The sequence below is a fragment of the Micromonospora sp. IBHARD003 genome (genome assembly GCF_056106285.1).
Genome location: NZ_JBWBBX010000001.1, coordinates 2945542 through 2964542 on the forward strand (window position 1 = coordinate 2945542; position 19001 = coordinate 2964542).

The 19001-nt window shown below is 71.3% G+C and carries 13 protein-coding genes and 1 pseudogene; 6 read left to right on the forward strand and 8 right to left on the reverse strand.

All coding sequences use genetic code 11. The features are described 5' to 3' along the window. Positions 1-7: 7 nt before the first annotated feature. The 4 genes from ACTWOL_RS13145 to wecC all read left to right on the forward strand — a co-directional run bounded on the left by ACTWOL_RS13145 (position 8) and on the right by wecC (position 4613). Positions 8-883, forward strand: coding sequence for a class I SAM-dependent methyltransferase (locus ACTWOL_RS13145; protein ID WP_474296847.1), 876 nt, complete (start codon positions 8-10; stop codon positions 881-883). A gap of 340 nt (positions 884-1223) precedes the next feature. Beyond that, entirely contained in the window at positions 1224-1922 is a 699-nt protein-coding gene (locus tag ACTWOL_RS13150) for a class I SAM-dependent methyltransferase (RefSeq protein ID WP_474296848.1), read from the forward strand. A gap of 99 nt (positions 1923-2021) precedes the next feature. After that, positions 2022-3347: a polysaccharide biosynthesis protein gene (locus ACTWOL_RS13155; RefSeq protein ID WP_474296849.1), complete on the forward strand. Its 1326-nt coding sequence runs from the start codon at positions 2022-2024 to the stop codon at positions 3345-3347. A 24-nt stretch (positions 3348-3371) separates the two neighbouring features. After that, positions 3372-4613 carry a UDP-N-acetyl-D-mannosamine dehydrogenase gene (wecC, locus tag ACTWOL_RS13160; RefSeq protein ID WP_474296850.1) on the forward strand — a complete coding sequence of 414 codons (1242 nt, stop codon included), beginning with the start codon at positions 3372-3374 and terminating at the stop codon, positions 4611-4613. Between the two features lie 99 nt (positions 4614-4712). Here the strand turns inward: wecC and wecB are convergent. Further along, positions 4713-5783, reverse strand: a pseudogene (wecB, locus tag ACTWOL_RS13165) (non-hydrolyzing UDP-N-acetylglucosamine 2-epimerase); the annotation flags it as partial. A 377-nt stretch (positions 5784-6160) separates the two neighbouring features. On the opposite strand from wecB, the gene ACTWOL_RS13170 reads away from it, so the two are divergent. Continuing rightward, on the forward strand, positions 6161-8413 hold the full coding sequence (locus ACTWOL_RS13170) for a bi-domain-containing oxidoreductase (RefSeq protein ID WP_474296851.1): 2253 nt from the start codon (positions 6161-6163) through the stop codon (positions 8411-8413). Beyond that, positions 8413-10320, forward strand: coding sequence for an asparagine synthetase B family protein (locus ACTWOL_RS13175; protein ID WP_474296852.1), 1908 nt, complete (start codon positions 8413-8415; stop codon positions 10318-10320). Before ACTWOL_RS13170 ends, ACTWOL_RS13175 begins: the two co-directional genes overlap by 1 nt. 34 nt (positions 10321-10354) lie before the next feature. Here ACTWOL_RS13175 and ACTWOL_RS13180 read toward each other — a convergent pair whose 3' ends face one another. The 7 genes from ACTWOL_RS13180 to ACTWOL_RS13210 form a co-directional block, all read right to left on the reverse strand. Then, on the reverse strand, positions 10355-11530 hold the full coding sequence (locus tag ACTWOL_RS13180; protein WP_474296853.1) for a hypothetical protein: 1176 nt from the start codon (positions 11528-11530) through the stop codon (positions 10355-10357). Positions 11531-11602: 72 nt separating this feature from the next. After that, positions 11603-13099, reverse strand: a complete 1497-nt coding sequence (locus ACTWOL_RS13185) for a sugar transferase (protein ID WP_474296854.1) — start codon at positions 13097-13099, stop codon at positions 11603-11605. A gap of 224 nt (positions 13100-13323) precedes the next feature. Then, a complete protein-coding gene (locus tag ACTWOL_RS13190) occupies positions 13324-15210 on the reverse strand; it encodes a DUF4012 domain-containing protein (RefSeq protein ID WP_474296855.1) in 1887 nt (628 codons plus the stop codon). A 110-nt stretch (positions 15211-15320) separates the two neighbouring features. Then, entirely contained in the window at positions 15321-16238 is a 918-nt protein-coding gene (locus ACTWOL_RS13195; RefSeq protein WP_474296856.1) for a glutaminyl-peptide cyclotransferase, read from the reverse strand. A 199-nt stretch (positions 16239-16437) separates the two neighbouring features. Continuing rightward, positions 16438-17040, reverse strand: a complete 603-nt coding sequence (locus tag ACTWOL_RS13200; RefSeq protein ID WP_474296857.1) for an LPXTG cell wall anchor domain-containing protein — start codon at positions 17038-17040, stop codon at positions 16438-16440. Positions 17041-17319: 279 nt separating this feature from the next. Beyond that, positions 17320-18084, reverse strand: a complete 765-nt coding sequence (locus ACTWOL_RS13205; RefSeq protein ID WP_474296858.1) for a hypothetical protein — start codon at positions 18082-18084, stop codon at positions 17320-17322. A gap of 223 nt (positions 18085-18307) precedes the next feature. Continuing rightward, complete coding sequence (locus ACTWOL_RS13210; protein ID WP_474296859.1) at positions 18308-18832, reverse strand: CAP domain-containing protein; 525 nt, start codon at positions 18830-18832, stop codon at positions 18308-18310. Positions 18833-19001 lie beyond the last annotated feature (169 nt).

Here is a 19001-nt window from a genome sequence, read left to right on the forward strand (position 1 = left end):
AGCACTCGTGCGGGAATCCGACATCCAGGAGTTCTGGTCGTCCCATCCATGCGGTGACAACCTCTACGGGGGTCCGGCCGGGGAACGGCCGCAGGACTACGAAGCGTTCTTCTCCCAGTACGACCAGGCCAAGTACCGACTCGAGCCACACATCCCGCACTGTCTGGACCGCCTGCCGGTCGCGGGCCGACGGGTACTGGAGATCGGCCTGGGCCAGGGGGCCGAGGCGGAGCAGCTGATCCGCAGGGGCGCGCGCTGGACGGGCGTCGATCTGACCGATACGGCGGTGGAGCGCACCAGGACCCGGCTCTCCCTGAGACGGCTGCCCTTCGAGGGCCTATACCAGGCGAGCGTTCTGGAACTTCCCTTCGCCACAGGTTCGTTCGACTTCGTCTTCAGCCACGGTGTGCTGCATCACGTGCCCGAGATCCTCCGGGCGCAGCGCGAGATCCATCGTGTACTCGCTCCCGGTGGAGAACTGGCCGTCATGCTCTACGCCCGCTGGTCCCTCAACTACCTGCTGGCGATGGGCCTGGTGCGCCGCGCAGCCCTGCTCGGGTCCTATCCCCTGGCCTGGCTCGGCCTGGTCGGTGAATCCCGCGGTCTACTCGGTCGTCATCTCGCCAATGCCCGCCGCTTCGGGCCGGTCCGGTACCTCCGTATGAACCGCTTCGTCCATCACAACACCGACGGGCCGGAGAATCCGTACTCCCGTGTCTACGACCTCCGACGCGTACGACATGACTTCCCGGATTTCATCGCCACGCGCCACGAGAAGCGATTCATGCATGCTCCGCCACTGCCTGTACACGGCCTTCCCGGCGAGCGATTGATGGGGTGGCATCTGTGGGTCCGTATGCGGCCGCGGCCCCATGGGCAATGAACGGGCCCGGCCATCCGCATCACAAAGCCGGTGCGCCATGCGCTGATCACCACACGCGTGTCAGCGTCCGGGCTCCGCAAATCCAGAGCCAAGGGCTGTCCCGCAATACCCGCCGGGCGCACGACGACGGCTACGGCGCTCCCCCAGCTACCGCCTGGGGGAGTTGTCGAAGCACCCGAATACGCCCAGTATGAGCGTGCCTCTCCGCCTTGCGATGCTTCCCCACGGCCCGTTGGGCCTGGGGAGGCCCCATGCATCTGACGCCGCGCGCCGGTCCGCCCGGTATTGCGGGACAGCCCTTAGCCTGACCAAGCATCGTTCGGGCAAAGGAGAGAGCGTCATGACGAAGTCCGGATTCTTCACCCAGAGCCTCGCCAGCGGACCGGTGAAAAGAGATCGTGACGCACTTCTGCTCGGCCTGTGCGCCGGACGGCGTGTTCTCCACATCGGCTGCGCCGATTCGCCGTTGAGTGCGGACAAGCTGCGCAACGGATCGTTGCTGCACGCCAAGCTCCTGAAGGCGGCCCAGGACGTGCACGGCGTCGACATCGACCGGGCCGCCGTCGAATTGCTGCGCGATCAGCTGGGTGGTGAGTACTCGGTCGTCGATATCGCGGACGAACGGGACAGAGCCGATCTGGTCAAGTTCAAGCCCGAGATCATTCTCGCTGGCGACGTCATCGAGCACGCCAGGGACGCGGCTTCGTTCCTGCGCGGAATCGCCGCCCTGATGCGGGAGACGGACAACGACACCGAACTGATCCTCTCGACGCCGAACGGTCTGGCAGCCAAGAACCTGATCAACACGCTGACCGGCCGGGAGATCATCCATCCGGACCATGTCTACGTCTTCACACCCGCGGCGCTGTCCCGCCTCGTGTCGGACTGCGGACTGCGCCCGGACCGCTGGTTCTTCTACCACGTCAATTCCGGGAACGACGCACGGGCGCGCTGCTATGACTCCGTCTCCCGGGTCGCCACCCTGCTCAGGCCGGCCTTCGCCGAAGGGCTGGTCCTCGTCTGCAAGACCACCACTTGACGGCCGCGGCCGTCGGGCCCACCCGACGCCGCACCCCCGAACAGCTGCGCGGCGCGTGCCGCCGGCGACGCCCGCGCGACGGCGGGGAAGGGAGGAGTCTTGTCCCGGGCGCCGCTGACCGCTGTGCTGCGCCGTGACGCTCCCCAGGCCTTTCTGGGCGTGATGGGCGGGGCCGTCTCGGCCCTCGTGGGTTCGCTGCTCACGGCCCGGCTCCTCGATCCCGTCGAACGCGGACACTACGCCGCGATCGCGGTCTTCACGACCCTGGCCGTCGTGGCCCTCGAGATGGGCGGCGAGGTGGGAGTCCTGAGGGGGGTGACGGAGGCGGAGGACGGAGGCAGGTCCTTCCTCTCCGGATACTTCGCTTGGATCCTCGTCGTGTCCGTCTCCTGCGGCGTTGTCGTGACCGTGGTCGGCGACCTGGCCGTGGCCTGGCTACGGCCCTCCTGGCTGGTCGGAGCAGGCGTCGCCGCGGCTGTCTACGCCGCGCTGGTGGCGAGACTCGTCACCGGGGTGCTGCTGTACGACGGCGGGCTCGGCCTGCTGATCGCGGTGCGGACCGTCGCCAACAGCGGCCCGGTCCCGGGCTGTCTGGTCTTCATGGCCGCCGGGCTCACCTCGGCTGTGGAACTCGCCGCCGTGTCGTTCCTCGCGCAGGCAGCGCTGAACTCGGTGTTCCTGTACCGGTGCAGAGGTACGCGCGGCGGGCCGGGCCGCGCCGGGCCCCGGCGCCCACACGCCTGGCGGCGCGATGTGAGCCGGGTCTGGGATCCGGGGAACGTCCACCTCCATCTGCTGAACGGATCCATCTACGCCATGATGCGCGCCGACCAGATGGCCCTCTCCGTCCTCGGCGCCAATGCCACCCTCGGCGTCTACGCCGTGACGGCCAACGTGGCGGAGGTCGCCGGGTATCTCCCCTCGGCACTGTGCCCGTTGCTGTCGAGAGGCCGGCCCGACCGTCCGGTAGCGCTCAGGAAGATCCTCGTCGTGCTGGCGCTGGCCGTCGCCGCCCTGACTCCCCTCGTCTACTACGCCATCCCGGCGCTCTACGGCGCGGACTACGGCGCGGGACGGACGGCGGCACTCATCCTGGTGCCCGCCTGCGGAGTCTTCGCCGTCGGCCGGCTGGTGCAGGGGGTCGAACTGCGCGACCCCGCGAAACGCCCCGCTCTCACCAGGATCGCGCTCGCCTCCGCCGCGATCGAGTTCACGATCATGTGGCTGCTCGGCGACCGTGGCGTGGTGGCGGCGGCGTGGGCCTGCGCCATCGGCTACACCACGTACACCGTCTGGGTGGCGGTGGTCTTCGGGACGAAGCTCCCCACACGCCCGGCTGCCTGGCCGTTCCGTCTCCCACGGACACGCACCGGCGGCACCTGGCGCAAAGCCCCTGCCGACAAGTCGGCCGGCCACTGTCAATAGACCGCGTTCGCAAAGGAAATCAAGGTGTTCTCCACTGTCTGTGTCGTCGGACTCGGCTACATCGGGCTTCCCACGGCAGCCGCGCTCGCCACCCAGGGAATCGATGTCATCGGCGTCGACGTCAACGAATCCACCGTCCACCTCATCAACGCGGGGCGTGCCCCGTTCGTCGAGCCCGATCTGGCCGTGGCGGTCAACGGGGCCGTGGGCATGGGCCGACTGCGGGCGGCCTGCGCCCCCGAACCGGCGGACGCCTTCATCATCGCCGTCCCCACCCCGCTCCAGGAGGACCGTACGGCGGACCTGTCCTTCGTACAGGACGCGGCGGCATCGATTTCCGGTGTACTGAAAGCGGGCGACCTGGTGATCCTGGAGTCGACCTCGCCGCCCGGCACCACGGTCGAGCTGTCACGCCTGCTCGCCAAGCACCGTCCCGATCTGTCGTTCCCCCACGACGCGGGGGACACGGCGTCGGTCCGGGTGGCGCACTGCCCCGAGCGCGTCCTGCCCGGCCGGACGATGATCGAGATCGTGACGAACGACCGCGTCATCGGAGGGGTGGCCGCGGGCTGCGCCGAGCGGGCGCGCGAGCTGTACGCGATGTTCGCCAAGGGCGAGTGCCTGCTCACCGATGCCACCACGGCCGAGATGGCCAAGCTCAGTGAGAACGCCTTCCGGGACGTGAACATCGCCTTCGCCAACGAGCTGTCGATGGTCTGCGATCACCTCGGCATCGACGCGGCCGAGGTCATCGCCCTCGCCAACCGCCATCCGCGTGTCGGCATCCTGCAGCCCGGCCCTGGCGTGGGCGGCCACTGCATCGCCGTCGACCCCTGGTTCATCGTCGGTTCGGCACCCCAGCAGGCCCGGCTCATCCGGCTGGCCCGTCAGGTCAACGACGCCAAGCCCGCCCATGTGATCGGCGAGGTCACCCGGACGGCGAGCCGGTTCAGGGATCCGGTGATCGCCTGCCTGGGGCTGACGTTCAAGGCGAACATCGACGACCTGAGGGAGAGCCCCGCACTGCACATCGTGCACGAGCTGGCCCGTCAGGAGGTCGGCCGGCTGCTGGCGGTGGAGCCGCACATCACCGAACTCCCGGTGTCACTGGCCGACACGGGTCGCGTCACACTCGTCGATGTCACCACGGCCGTGCGGGACGCGGATGTCGTCGTCCTGCTCGTGGACCACGACTCCTTCCGGAGCGTCAAGCAGACGGCCCTGCGGGGCAAGGCGGTGTTCGACACCCGCGGATTCTGGCGTTGAGGCCACCGGCGCCGGGCCCTGCGCCCGCGCCCGTGCCTGCCCCGGACCGAACTCCTCCGGCCGTGCGCACAGCCCCATCCAGTGACCGATCGCCCGTACGGCACGGTCGGCGGCCCGGCCGTCGCCGTACGGGTTGACCGCGTTGGCCATCTCGGCGTACGCCGCCCGGTCGTGCAGCAGACGCCGCACCTGCTTCACGATGTGGTCCCGGCCCGTGCCCACCAGCCGGGCGGTGCCCGCCTGGATCGCCTCCTGGCGCTCCGTGGTGTCCCTCATGACCAGCACGGGCTTACCGATGCTGGGTCCCTCCTCCTGGATGCCTCCGCTGTCGGTGAGGATGATGTGCGCCCGGTCGAGGAGCCGGGCGAAGCCCGCGTATCCCAGGGGTTCCGTGATCCTGATGGCCGCGATCCCGCGCACCTGCGGCAGGATCGCGGCCCGCACCACGGGGTTGGGGTGCAGCGGCAGCACGATGAGCAACTCGGGCTCGGCGCGCGCCAGATCGGCCAGTGCGCCGCCGATGGCCTCCATCCTTCCGTCCCACGACTCGCGCCGGTGGGCCGTCACCAGCAGGACCCTGCGGGTGCTGTCGTCCAGATCGGCCAGCGCCGGATCGCCGTAGTCGGCCTTCCGCCGGACCGCCCAGTGCAGGGCGTCGATCACGGTGTTGCCGGTCACCACGATCGACGACCGGTCGACCCCGTCCCTCAGCAGGTTCTCGCGGGCTCGCGATGTCGGCGCCAGATGGACCGTCGCCAACTGGCTCACCAGCCGGCGATTGATTTCCTCGGGAAAGGGAGATTCCCGGTCGTCGGTACGCAGTCCCGCCTCCAGATGGACGACGGGAATGCGGTGATAGAAGGCGGCTAGCGCACCGGCGAACGCCGTGGTGGTATCGCCTTGGACAAGCACGGCGTCCGGCCGTTCACGTTCGAGCAGCGGACACAGGCGGCCCAGCACCCGGACCGTGATGTCGGAAAGGGTCTGCCGTTCGCTGAGAATATCCAGGTCGTGATCCGGTTCGATTCCGAACAGGGTGTGCACCTGGTCGAGCAGTATCCGGTGCTGGGCCGTGACCGTGACCGTCGGCTCGAATTCGGCCGATCTGTGCAGGGCTTCGATGACCGGTGCGACCTTGATGGCCTCGGGCCTGGTTCCGTAGACGACCATCAACCGCTTCACCCGAGTCTCCTCACCCAGCCCGCGTGCGCCGCACACGACCGTGTGGCGGCTTCGCTACTTCATGAATTCGCACCGTGCCGGTGACTCCTGATGTCATACCTGTCCGACCGCAGGGAATTCGGGAATTGCATGGAGTTCGGGAATACGGGGCATCGGAAGTCGCCGGCGCACGAAACAGTGCCCACAGGTACCAGCGAATCGGCACTCGAAACGGGTAGCCGCCTCGGCGTGACCGGCGTTCACCCTCACGCATGGACATGTTCGTCCATCCGGGTCCGCGCACAGGACAGGGCCGCAGGACCGGCGAATTGCGGTTCATAAGGTGCGCTGTGGGTGCCGTCCCCACTTCTGAAAAGGCGATTCCGATGAAAACCGTGCTTCTGTCCCCCCGCACAGGATCCATCACCGTCGAAGAGATCCCCGCCCCCGGGGCAGCCCCCGGGATGGTGGTGATCCGCAACGACTACTCGCTCATCAGCGCGGGGACGGAACGGGCCACGGTCGCGACGGGGGCCCAGAGCCTCGTGGGCAAGGCCCGTGAACGGCCGGAGCAGGTGAAGCAGGTGCTCGACACGCTGAAACAGGCGGGGGTGGCAGACACCTACCGGATGGTCCAGGACCGGCTGGACCGCCCGATGCAGCTCGGATACTCCTGTGCCGGCGTGGTCCTCGATGCCGGCGACGGCGTGGACGACATCCGCCCCGGGATGCGGGTCGCGGCTGCCGGGGCGCGCTACGCGTCCCATGCGGAGATCGTCGCCGTACCCCGCAATCTGGTGGTGCCGGTGCCGGAGGGCGTGGACGGCCAGTGGGCGGCGTTCGCGACGGTGGGCGCGATCGCGCTGCAGGGCATCCACCAGGCGGAGGCGGTTCCGGGCTCACGGATCGCCGTCATCGGTCTCGGCCTGGTCGGACAGATCACGCTGCAACTGCTGCGCGCCTACGGCTACGACGGCGTCGGGATCGACCCGGATCCCGCCATGGTGACGCTCGCACGGTCCGCGGGGCTCACGGCCCACGCGCGAGACGTGGACGACCTGCCGGGCGTGCTGGGCCGGCACTGGGGCGGCGCCGGAGCCGACGCCGTCGTCATCACCGCCGCCACCACCAGCACGGATCCGGTCGAGTTCGCCGGCCGGCTCGCCCGCGACCGGGCGGCCGTGGTCGTCGTCGGCGACGTCAACGTCGCCCCGCCGCGCTCCTCGTACTACCACAAGGAACTGTCCATCCGTTACGCGCGGTCGTACGGTCCGGGCCGGTACGACGCCCGCTTCGAGGAGGGCGGCCAGCCGTATCCCGAGGGGTACGTCCCGTGGACGGAGCGCCGCAATCTCTCCGAGGTGCTGCGCCTGGTGGCGGCGGGTGCGCTGGACCTGGCGCAGCTGCGGCCCAGGGTGTTCCCGATCGAGGACGCGGCCGAGGCGTACGCGGCCCTGAAGCCCTCGGGCGGGGAGCGCGATGTGGCGCTGCTGCTGCGCTATCCGGGCACCGCGCAGCTTCCGCCGAAGCCTCGTCAGCCGTCCGGTCCCACCCTGTGGACCAGCCCCCGGGGCACGGTCCAGCTGGCCGCGATCGGTGCGGGGAACTTCGCGACGAAGATGCTCTTCCCCCATCTGCGGCGCGAGCCCGGGGTCGAGTTCTCCTGGATCGCCAGCTCCCGGGGGCTGTCCGCCGCCCACCAGGGGCGGCGCTGGGGCTTCGGGACGGTCACGGAGAGCGCCGAAGTGGGGCTGGCATCGGCCGCGGCGGACTGTGTGATGGTCCTCAGCCGCCACGACAGCCACGGCCGGTACGCCGCGCAGGTCCTGCGCAGCGGTAAGGCCTTGTACTGCGAGAAGCCGCTCGGGCTCACCGAGGCGGAGCTGGAGGAGATCGCCACCGCATGGCTGGCCTCCGGCGCCCCGGCGATGGCCGGCTTCAACCGCCGCTTCGCCCCGGCGATGCAGGACCTGAAGCAGGCGCTTCCCGCGGGCGTGCCGCTCCAGGTCGGCTACCGGGTCTTCGCCGGCCGGCTCCCCGCGGACCACTGGTACTTCAGTCCCCGCCAGGGCGGCCGGCTGCTCGGCGAGGTGTGCCACTTCATCGACGCGGCAGGCTTCCTCACGGGTGGCCGGCCGGTCTCCGTCAGCGCCGCGGCCGTGGACACCCGGGACCCGGTCACGGCGCAGAGCGTGACACTGCACCTGGAGTACGACAACGCCTCGACCGCGTCGATCGTGTACGGCGGACTCACTCCGCCGGGAGCGCCCAAGGAGTGCGTGGAGGTGGCCGCCGACGGCGTGGCCGCACGGCTCGACGACTTCCGCTCGCTCACCGTCTGGGCCGCGGGCAGGCCCACCACGACGAAGTACCGTGGCGCACCGAAGGGACACACCGCCGAGATGCGATCACTCGTCCGCCTGATCCGGAACGAGACCGTCAAGGACGCCGACTTCTGCACGGCTTTGTGGAGCTCCCTCGCGGCATGCCGGGCCGCCCGCTCGGTCACTCTCGGCCGGGCCGTCGAGGTGGCCCCGTCCACACCGTCCCTGGCCAAGGCCCTCTGGTACGTGCCCGCTCCGGCCGTCGGCGCGGCGCAGGCGGCCGACGGCCCCTCCCGCTCCGCGGTCACGATCTGATGTGCGGCTTCGTCGTTCTGCTCAACCGGCACGCCGCGCTCGGCGGGCACGGCGCGGATCCGTGCGCGGCCATCGCGCACCGGGGGCCCGACGCGAGTGGACATCTGGACCTGAGCGGGCCGGACTGGCATGCGGCGCTGCACTTCCGGCGTCTGGCCGTCATCGATCCCGACCCGAGGAGCAACCAGCCCTTCGGCTCGGCCGAGCGTGGTGTGCTGCTGTACAACGGGGAGATCTACAACGCCCCTGAGCTGCTGGACCTGTTGCAGGGACGGGGGGTGCGCCCCCGGACCACCGGCGACACCGAGGTCCTCTACGAGCTCCTGCTGCAGCCGGACGCTCCGCGCCTGCTCGACCGGGTGGACGGGATGTTCGCGTTCGTCCTCGTCCTGCCCGACGGGCGGCTGTGGTACGGGCGGGACCGGCTCGGCATCAAGCCGTTGTACGCGGCCTCGGACGCCGCGGGCCGGCTGGTGGCGCTGACGAGCGAGCTGGAACCGCTGCGCGCGTGCGGGCTGTTGGGCGGAGTCGATCCGGTCGCGGTGGCACAGGGCGCCATGTTCCTGTGGACTCCTCCGCCGCGCACGGGCTGGCAGCGGGCGCAGGCCGTCCCCGCCGGGACCGTGCTCGCCCGCCATCCTCCGTACGACGACGCGCCCGTGCCTCTGTGGCAGGCCGGCGCGACCGGTCCCGCGGGAGACATCCGCGACGCCGTCCGCACATCGGTCGCCCGGCAGGTACGGGCCGATGTGACCGTCGGTCTGCTGCTCAGCGGGGGGCTGGACAGTACCTGGCTGGGGGTCGAGCTGGTCAGGGCCGGCTTCGCCGGACCGGCGTTCGCCGCGCGGACGCCAATGCGCCCGCGGGCTTCCGCGGAGCCGTTCGAGGACGACGCGCCCTACGCCGAGCGGGTCGCGCGGCGCCTCGGCTTGCCGCTGAGGTGGGTCGACCTCGATGTCGACGTGCTGCGGCGAATCCCCGAACTGGTCGCCACGATGGAACTCCCCTTCGGCGATCCGGCGGCGATCGCGCTGATGCAGCTCTCCCAGGCGGCGCGGGGCCAGGCCACCGTGCTGCTGTCGGGGCTCGGGGTCGAGGAACTGTTCCTCGGGTACGAGCGCTACCAGGCCGTGCTGCTGCTGCAGCGGCTGCCGGCATGGGCCCGGCCCGCCCTGGGCGCGGCCGTCGCCGTCCCACGGCCCCGGCGCTACCGGGAACGCGCCGACAAGTTCGGCCGGCTGCTGAGGCTCGGTGCCCGCGACTGGGCGTGGGCGACACAGGCGTACTACTCGGCGCAGGACTGGGAAGCGCTGGCACCGGACATCGGGCTGGACACGGTCACCGAGCGGCACAGGGAGGTGGCCGGAGCGGTGCTGGACCGTGGCGGCAGTCCCCTGGCGGCGGTGGCGGAGTGTGACCGGCGGCTGTTCCTGCCCGGTCTGAACCTGCTCTACGGCGATCGTGCCTCGATGCGCGCGGGCGTGGAGCTGCGGGTGCCGTTCCTGAGCGAGCCGGTGGCCGCCACCTGTCTGGATGCCGTCGCCGAGCACCAGTTGCGACTGGGGAACGGCAAGGCGCGGTTCCGTGCGGCCGCGGTCGCCGCGGGCGTACCGGAGTTCGTCGCCCAGCGGCCCAAGACCGGCTTCGGGGCCCCGGTGCGGTCGCTGCTGCGCGAGCACGGCGGACGCCTGTGGCCCGAGGTGCGGCGGTCCGCCGTGTTCGACGACCTCTTCGACCGCGCGACGGCCGACCGGTTCGTCAGGGAGCACATCCAGGGCCGGCAGGACCGCGGACTCGCCGTGTTCGGGCTCTTCTGCGCGGCCGTCTGGTGGGAACGCCATGTGACGGGCGGGCCCGGACGGGTCGAGGACGCCCTGGTCGGCTATCGCGAGCCGGTGCTCAGTTAGGAGGCGTTCTGCGCGGGTCCCTGAGCTCGGGGCGTCAGCGCAGGGCGGTGTGGAGCGCGGTGAGGGCGTCCACCAGTGGCGCCGCGCTCCACCGCGGGGACGCCCACAGCGCCGGCGTGCGCCGGGGTGCGCCGCCCGCCCTGCCGCCCGTGCCGGGGTAGCGGTCCACCACGGCCGCGAGGACGGCGGTGGCGAAGTCGGCCGGTACGAAACCGTGTTCGGCGGCCCAGGCCGCCATCCGGACGGCGGTGGCGTCGTTGTTCGGATCAGGCCGGCTGCGGCCGCCGGCGAAGTAGCGGGGCACGGGCCCGTCGAACAGATGGGTCAGATAGTGGTGCGTGCCCCGTTCGAGAGCCTCGCCGACGTCGAGGTCCAGCAGCCCGGCGGCCTGCTCGAGTCGCAGCAGCACGTATCCGGTGTGGAATCCGTCCACCCAGCCCAGCCGGCTGCCGCGCCCGTACGGCCAGGAGCCGTCGGGACGCTGCCCGTCCAGGCTCAGCTCGACCGCGGGCCCGGCCGCCGTGCGCAGACGCCTGCTCAGCCCGTCGGGGAGCAGCCCGGACGCGGCGAGACGCGTCGCGAGCGAGGCACCCATGAGATTCGCGTTGTGGACCAGCACCTCGCTGGTCGGTGTGTATGTGAAGAACTCGCCGTTGTGCAGGTGGTCCAGCAGGGCGAGTCCGAGCGCCCCGGCGGCCTCGGCGCCGAGAGTCCCGGAGTCCAGGCAGCCGTCCGCGCAGAAGGTGGTCGCCACCAGATTGGGAACGCGGGCGGGGTAGTACGCCCATCGGGTCTGTACGTCGAACTCGTAGCGCCACAGCCCCGCGTACTTCCCCGTCATCTGCTCGGCGGCGGTCAACCGGCCCAGCCGCTGGGCGCGTTCGTGCCACAGCGGTGAGTCGGCGAGCCTGGCGCAGGCAGTGGCCGCGGTGCCGGTCGCGGTCGCGGTGCGCAGCGGACGGATGCCGAGCAGGGGCCTCAGGTCGGCGGGGCTGCGCTTGACCGTCTGCAGCAGGATCTGGCGCAGCACGGGGTGCACGGCCAGCCTTCCGAGCGGGCTGGTCAGACCGTCGTAGGGGTCGGGGCCCGCCCAGCCGCGGGTGTCCGCCCACCGGAAGACCCGGTCGGCGAGGGCCAGCACGGCGTCGGCCTCGCGGAAGTCCCCGGTGCGGGCGGTCTCGGCCGCTGTGGTGCGGGTGCTCGTCTGCATGGGCCCTCCGGGGACCTGGGGTGTTCCGTCACGGGGGTGGGCGCCGCCGGCCCCCGCCGGCAGGCACCCCGTTCAGTAGGCGCCGTTGCCCTCGACGACGGCACGCAGGGTCCGGCACAGGACACCGAAGTCGACGGACGGGGACCAGTTGTCGACGTAGCGCAGGTCGAGGGCGACGGTCTCGTCCCAGGACAGATCGGAGCGCCCGCTGACCTGCCAGAGGCCGGTGAGCCCCGGTTTGACGCTGAGTCTGCGCAGCTCCACGGCGTTGTAGCCGGCCACCTCGTCGGGCAGCGGCGGCCTCGGGCCGACCAGGGACATATGGCCCTGCAGCACATTGACCAGCTGGGGGAGCTCGTCGAGGGAGTAGCGGCGCAGCACCCGGCCCGCGCGGGTGATCCGCGGGTCGCGGCGGATCTTGAACATCCGCCCGTCCTGCTCGTTGGACTGGGCGAGTTCGGCCTTCAGCTGCTCCGCGTTGCTGACCATGGTCCGGAACTTCAGCATGCAGAAGTGCCGGCCTCCCTGGCCGACGCGGATCTGGCGGTGCAGCGCCGGTCCCGGCGAGTCCAGTCGTACGGCGAGGGACACCGCCACGAACACCGGGGCGAGCAGCCCCAGGAGCAGCCCGGCGCCCAGCCGGTCCGTGCCCGCTTTCAGCACCACGGCGGCGCCGCGGCGGATGGGCGGGGCGACGTGCAGCATGGTGAGGCCGGCCACCGACGACACATCGACCCTGCGTCGCGCCACCTCGGAGATCCCCGGCAGGACGACCAGCCGGCGCCCGTCCTCGTGCACGGCCCAGGACAGCCGCCGCAGCCGTTCACCGGCCATGGCCGGCCCGGGCGCGACGAAGACGAGGTCCACGTCCAGGTGCCGGGCGGCCTCCAGGACGGGGGCGGAGTCGGCCGACGGCAGCACGGGGGGCTGCTGGTCGAGCCGGGCGGACACGGGCGCGACCGATGCGGGGTTCTGCTCGCCGATCGGGCAGACGCCGACCACGACGAACTCGTGGTCGGTGCGCCGCGCGAGATGGCTCACCAGCCCGTCGACGGCGCTCGCCTCGCCGATCACGAGGGCCCGGCGGACGGCGCGGCCGTCACGGCGCTGGGCGAGCAGATGACGGTGGACGAGCGACTGGCAGACCGTGGTCGCCAGGGCGCCCGGTGCGAGTGCCGTCAGTGCGAGGAGGAAGGGGGATCCCTCGCCGGTCGCCGCCCGGAGCACGGCGAGCAGCCCCACCAGTACCAGCCAGTCGCGCAGCACCGGGCCGACACGGTTGCTCTCGCCCAGGTGACGGGGTGCGTAGCGGGCTCGCGCGCCCCGCACCAGCAGCCAGGCGGCCACCGCGGTCGCCGCGCACCAGGCGGCACGGGTCCCGTCGCCGCCCCGGAGGGCCAGGTGCATCGGGACGGCCACTCCCAGCGCGTCCACGGCCACCACGACCGGCAGGTACCACACGGGTTTGCCGACCCGTTTTCGCTTGAGTCCTGGCTGGTCACGACGGTGAGTCGGCTGCAGCTGCCGTGCCGGTGGCACGCCGGGTACGGTCGCTCCGAACAGCCTCATTCACCCTCCAGCCGGCTCCGGCGGACTGCTTGGCAGGACCGTCCGCGGGACGGACCGGCCATGGGACAGCAATCGCGATTGTGCGTCATCTGTGCGACCCGGCCGGTGGCGACGCTCGGCGGCGGGGAACTCTCACCCAATGAGCAGCATCGGGTGGAACGGCGCCCCTCGTCCGCCGCGGCCGGTGCGCCACCGCTCACCGGAGCGGCGGCGGGGCCGCGGTGTCAGCCGTGGCAGGCGGGGAAGGGCCGCACCACGGTCCGCAGCGGTGCGACCAGTTGCTGTCGCAGCAGTACGGGCTCGCGGTCGCTGAGCGGCTCCACCATGTGGAGGGTCAGGGTGCGGGTCCGCTGCGCCGGCAGCTCCAGGTCCAGGGTGTAGACGGGGTGGCCGTGTTCCACGCTGCTGCCCGCCATGGCCGGACTGCCGTCCAGGGTCGCGCGGGTCAGCTGGGCACCGGCACTGGCGTAGTAGGAGACGAGCAGCCGGCTGTCACCGGGCCGGGTGGGGTACTGGGGTTTGTCCGCGCGCAGGGTGACGTAGCTGGGGAGCCCGGTTGCGGGGGCGCGGTTGCCGAGGCTGATCCGTACGGTCACCAGCCGTCCTTCCGGGGTGCAACGCCCCGGGATCCACTCCAGCCGCCGGTCGAGGTAGTAGTCCAGCTTTCCTCCCGCGGCGTTGTTGACGACGAGCCCGGCGAAGGGGCCTTCGTCGTGCGGCAGGGTGCCGCCCAGCGGCCGCGTCTCCACGAGGTTCTGTTCGTCCGGCCGGGCGCTCCACATCTTCAGCCGCTCCTGTTTCATCACCTCGTGGACGGAGGCGAGCAGAGCCGGCAGGCGTTGCCGGTCGTCGAGGGCGTCGGTGAGCCGGGTGGCCGCCGTGCGGGCGACGTCGAGGAAGAACGCCTTGCGCCGGGCGGTGTCCGAGTAGCGGGCGTAACCCGTCCGCTCGGTGAGGTCCAGGACGTTGTCGGAGGTGAGCATCGTTCCGTCCGGAAGCTTCCCCGGACCGGTGGCGCGCAGCAGCAGGGCCAGCGCACTGGGATCGAGCGCGGCCACGCCGTCCACCGGCTTGCCGCCGTAGGCCTGCCACGTCGCGGCCCAGATACGGGCCGCGTACGGGAAGTGCGGGCTGAGGTTCGTGTTGGCCCAGGTGCCGGTGGGGTCGTTGGCTCCGTACCGGGCCGTGAACTCGGCTCCGAGATCGACCTTGGGCTTCACGTTCTCCAGCAGGGTGTTGTTGCCGAAGGTCTCGAAGCGCAGGCGTCCCTGGCCGGCGGTGACGACGGCGAAGGCCCCGGGCAGTCCGCCGGTGCCGCGTGCCTCGGCCGTGTTCTGGAAGACGACGAAGTAGCGCCGGGGCTCGTCCGCCCCCAGCATCGGGGGCAGTACGCGGGAGGCCACTGCGGCATCGGCCATGGCCGATGTGATGCCGTCGAGCCGGCGGACGAGCTGGTCCCGGGCGCGGTCGGCGGCGGGCAGCCAGGTCTCGCGGGGCAGACCGGCGGCCGCGGCCCGGGTCTCCTGGGCGGCTCTGGCTGCCCGGTCGATCTCCGGCGTGCTGCCGCGCAGTGCGGAGAGCAGGGCCTGGAAGCCGCGGCCCCGGGTGTCCTTGGCGATGTCGGGGGCGATGCGCGCCAGCGCAGGAAACACCTCGTGGGTCAGCCGGTCGGCGGCGTGGGCCGTGCCGCGGACCGTGTCGACGGGGCGGCCGAGAAAGGGGATGCGCGAGGCGAGGTACCAGGCGGGGCCCGTGGTGAGCCGGTGTGCCCGGTCGGTGTGGGCCGCGGCCGCGCCCATCGCGCGCTGGACGGCTTCCGCCGGGCCGGCCTCCGGGGTCTCGCCGCTCCCCTGCTCTCCCGCCCCGCCGACCGACTGACGCAGTGTCTCCAGTCCGCGCTGGGCGGCGATCAGTTCGGAGCGCGCGAACAGCCCGGTCACGGCGATCCAGCCGGCGCCCGCCACCAGCACCACGGCGGCGGCGGTCACCAGGAGTCCGCGCGGTCCCAGGCGACGGGGCAGGCGCAGCGAGCGTCGCAGCCGCGCTGCCAGGTCGGTTCCCGTCAGCACGCCGGGCCCGCCGGTGCGCTGACGGCCGCGGGAACCGCGCACCGTTCCGTTGATCCTGTCGTCGTCCCTCTTCCCCGCCGGGGCGAGCGGATCGACCTGTGGTCTTGACTCATGGGGCTTCCCGTCCGTGAGACAACGTCAACTCACTGCATTCACTGCACTACGGGGGATGAGGCGGCAGGCCGACCGGCCAAGGCACGCGCCCCGGAAGGCGGTTGCCGCCGGTCCACGGCGGGAGCCTGCGAAGGGGCCGGCACGAAGGCGACCCGGAACATCTTGGGCCAGAGCTTGCCGGTGATCAGGAACTCGCCGGTGCCGGGGATGGCCGCGATTCCGTTCAGGACGTCGGCGCGTGCCGCCTCCTTGGGAGCCAGGAGCCCCGATGCGTCGATCTTCCCGGTGACCTTCCCGGTGTTCGTGTCGATGCGCATGATCTGGTCCGAGGACCAGACGTTGGCGTAGACGGTGTCCCCGACGCACTCCAGCTCATTGAGCAGGGGTACGGGATCGCCCTGCGCGGTCACCGTGATCTGCCCGGACTGCGCCAGGGTCCGCGGGTCGCGGAAGACGAGCCGCTCGGAGCCGTCGCTCATGACCAGCCTGTTGCGCTCGCGCTGGTGGCACAGCCCCCAGCCTTCACCCGGGTACCGGACGCGGCGCCGTTCGGCCAGTGTGCGCGCGTCCCATTCGATGGCCACACCGTCCCGCCAGGTGAGCTGCCACAGGGTACGGCCGACGACGGTGACGCCCTCGCCGAACAGGGGTGCGGGCAGTGCGACGCGCAGTCCGGCCGTCCCGTCGGGTGGGCCGGCGCGCAGCGAGGACCGGCCGGCCATCCCCGTGCCCTCGTACAGGGTCCCGCCGGAGAGTTCGAGCCCCTGGGTGAAGGCGCTCGCATCGTGGCGCAGCACCTCGAGGACCTTGACCGTCAGCCGCTCGACCTGGTCCGCGCGGGGTGCCGGTGCGCTCGGGCCGGGCAGCCCCCGGTCGCGGCCGGGCGCGCACGAAGCGGCCAGCACGGCGGCCAGGGCGGTCGCCACCGCGCTGCGGACCACCGGGGACCGGCTCATGGATCCTGGGAACAGACGCACATCCAGTCCTTCGCCAATGACGGGTACCGGCTCGATGGGGCGACGCGGCCGCGGCATGGTGAACGGCCCCGGCGCCGGGTGGGTCCCCGGCGCCGGTGGCGTCCCCGCCCGGTGCCGAAGCGCGCGGGCAAAAGCGGGAGCGCGGATGGGAGCGTGCAGCCGCACGACGGGCGGCGGGTCAGTGGGTCTTGAACCGCCGGACGGCCAGCACCGTCCCGCCGCCGAGCAGAGCCAGTCCGGCCGCACCGCCGAAGAGCATCAGCGAGTCGGTCTGACCGGTCTCGGCGAGTTCGGGCGCGCTGTTCTGGGGGCCGCCCGCCCCTGCCGCCGCGCTCGCGGAGCCCGAGGAGGCGTTCGCGGAGCCTGCCGCACCCCCATCGCCGTTCCCGTCCCCGTCCCCGTTACCGACCTTCCTGATACGCAGATGCTCCGACAGCAACAGCTCCGGGTTGCGGGCCTCCACCCGGAAGGTGTGCGTGCCCGGCCGGGCGTTGGCCGGGATGACGACCGTCCGGCTCACGACTCCCTGTGAGTCGGCGTTGAACCGGCCCAGCACCACCGGCCGGGTGTGCAGCTCCACGACGGCGCGCTGCCCGGGCCTGAAGCCGGTGGCCCGGAAGCTGACGGCATCCCCGGGTGACACGACCGTGGCACTCAGCGTCAGGGACGGCGGGCCGGGCGGGTACTGGGCGTACGCGGGCTGGGCCACGACGAGTGGTACGGCGGCGACGGCGACGGCTGCCATGGCCGCCAGGCCGGCACGCCCTGTGGACGTCCTCATGGTGTTCACGCTCCTCGAGAGGGTTCAGGCCGACATCTGACGACCCATGCGTGACATATTTACGGATACATAGCGACATGCCGAGATTGTCTGCGCGCCAAGGCGGCGGAGGCACCGTATGGCCTAAGAACCACCGGGCGACGTACGCCGTTTCGCCCTCACCCCGCCGCCCACACCGAGTGGGAGAGGGGCACGACCCCTGTGCCGTACGGATTCTGTCGGTGTGTCAGAGGCCGGGCGCGGCGCACCGTGGTGTACCGCAGCCCGGGCCTCTGCCCGTCAGGTCCATCCCGGCGGCGGGTACAGATCGCCTTCGCCGCTGACCGCGCCCGCGAACTCGAGGTCTTCCTCGTACCGGCGATGGCGGCCGAGGGTGGCCCGTGTGCCGGACAGGTCCGGCTTCGCCAGCAGGCCGTCGGCGGCGAGGATCTGTACCCGCTGCAGCACCGCCCGCAGATCCACGCCCAGTTCGTTGGCGACGACCATGAGGTCCACGCCCGACTGCCAGCTCCACACCAGCACCGAGTCCATGGCCGACGACCAGAACACGGTCGGCGGGTAGGTATCGACCCAGTGGTCCTCGCCCACGGGCGTCTGCACGACGGGGGTCTGCACGACATGGGTGGCGACCGGAGTGGGCGCCGGGGCCTGCACGGTCGGTGGTGCGGCGGGGGGAGGCGGGGGCGGAACCACGGGCGCCGGTTCCACCGGGGGGGCCGCACACGAGGGCTCGGGCGCCGGTGCCGGTTCGGCGACGGCATCCCTGATGGTGTCCTGCCCCGTGGTCAGCAGATTGGCGGCCACGGTGCGGGCACCGTCGCGGCCCACCGTCCTGCGCGCCACCCGGACCTCGCGCTCGTGCAGGCCCATCATCCCGGCCACGCTCCCGTCGTCACCGACGACCACCGCGAAGGCCGCGAGCTTCCTCGTGCGGTCGGCCTGCGCCTCGTCCAGAGCGGCCTGCGCCGCACGGACCCTGTCGTCGCTGGCACAGAAGGCTTTCGCTAGGATTGTATTTCTTTCCCATACTTCACGCGGTTCCACATACGCATAAACGCCTGTCACCGCGTTTGAGCGCGCGTGGTCCGCGTTTTCAACACAAAGAGAGCCAAAAACTAAAGGCGATCAGGATCGCAGCCGATAATTTACGGCCACCGCGCCCGAACCCCCTGCTCTCGTCCCGGCGTTCGATTCCGGCGGTCCTGTCGTGGTCCTCGACCGCCCCTCGCACTCGGCGCCGCCCGTGGTCACGTCAGGCGTGGTTGCGTCAGGCGTGGTCCGCGCCCAGGATGACGGTCCACCAGGGCCCGTCCGGACCATGGGCGATGCCCACGCCGCCCTCTTTGTAGAGACAGGTGAGAATGATGTCCCGGTGTTCGGGGCTGTGCATCCAGCTGTTCACGACCGAGGGGGCCGTCAACGAGCCGCGCGCCAGATTCTCACCGAAGTACTCGTTCCGGTAACCGGAATCGCGCAGCCGCTGGGACACGGAGAGGCCCCCGGCCCCCAGATGGGTCAGCCGCCCCCGGACGGCCATCTCGATGCTGTGCCGCTCGGCCGCCTGCTCCAGGGCAGGGTGTGTACGGACAACGGGACAGCCGGCCCGTGTCCGCTCCTGGTTGACCAGACCGAGAACACGGTCGGCGACCACCTCGGACCCGGCGCGGGCACCGAGGTACCCGACCCCGGAAGAGGCAGCTGACGCCGGAAGGGGTGCCCCCGCCCCCACACCCGCCACCTCCAGCCCGACGCATACGGCTGCAGCAAGAATGCATTTCACCCATTTCGTCATGGCACATTAGTACAGCCCTTACCACCCGTCGCCTGGAAATTCGCTTCGAGGGCGAATTTTTCTCTTCCTTCCGGACGAATGGTCGGACTGATATGCCGAACAGTTCTGCGGGCACCTCCCGGCAAACAACAAGAAAGTCCCGGACGCGACTTTCCGCGCGTCCGGGACT

Coding starts and splice junctions, on each gene's coding strand:
- ACTWOL_RS13150 (WP_474296848.1), top strand. CDS start 1,224: ATGACGAAGTCCGGATTCTTCACCCAGAGCCTCGCCAGCGGACCGGTG.
- ACTWOL_RS13170 (WP_474296851.1), top strand. CDS start 6,161: ATGAAAACCGTGCTTCTGTCCCCCCGCACAGGATCCATCACCGTCGAA.
- ACTWOL_RS13175 (WP_474296852.1), top strand. CDS start 8,413: ATGTGCGGCTTCGTCGTTCTGCTCAACCGGCACGCCGCGCTCGGCGGG.
- ACTWOL_RS13180 (WP_474296853.1), bottom strand. CDS start 11,530: ATGCAGACGAGCACCCGCACCACAGCGGCCGAGACCGCCCGCACCGGG.
- ACTWOL_RS13185 (WP_474296854.1), bottom strand. CDS start 13,099: ATGAGGCTGTTCGGAGCGACCGTACCCGGCGTGCCACCGGCACGGCAG.
- ACTWOL_RS13195 (WP_474296856.1), bottom strand. CDS start 16,238: ATGAGCCGGTCCCCGGTGGTCCGCAGCGCGGTGGCGACCGCCCTGGCC.
- ACTWOL_RS13200 (WP_474296857.1), bottom strand. CDS start 17,040: ATGAGGACGTCCACAGGGCGTGCCGGCCTGGCGGCCATGGCAGCCGTC.
- ACTWOL_RS13210 (WP_474296859.1), bottom strand. CDS start 18,832: ATGACGAAATGGGTGAAATGCATTCTTGCTGCAGCCGTATGCGTCGGG.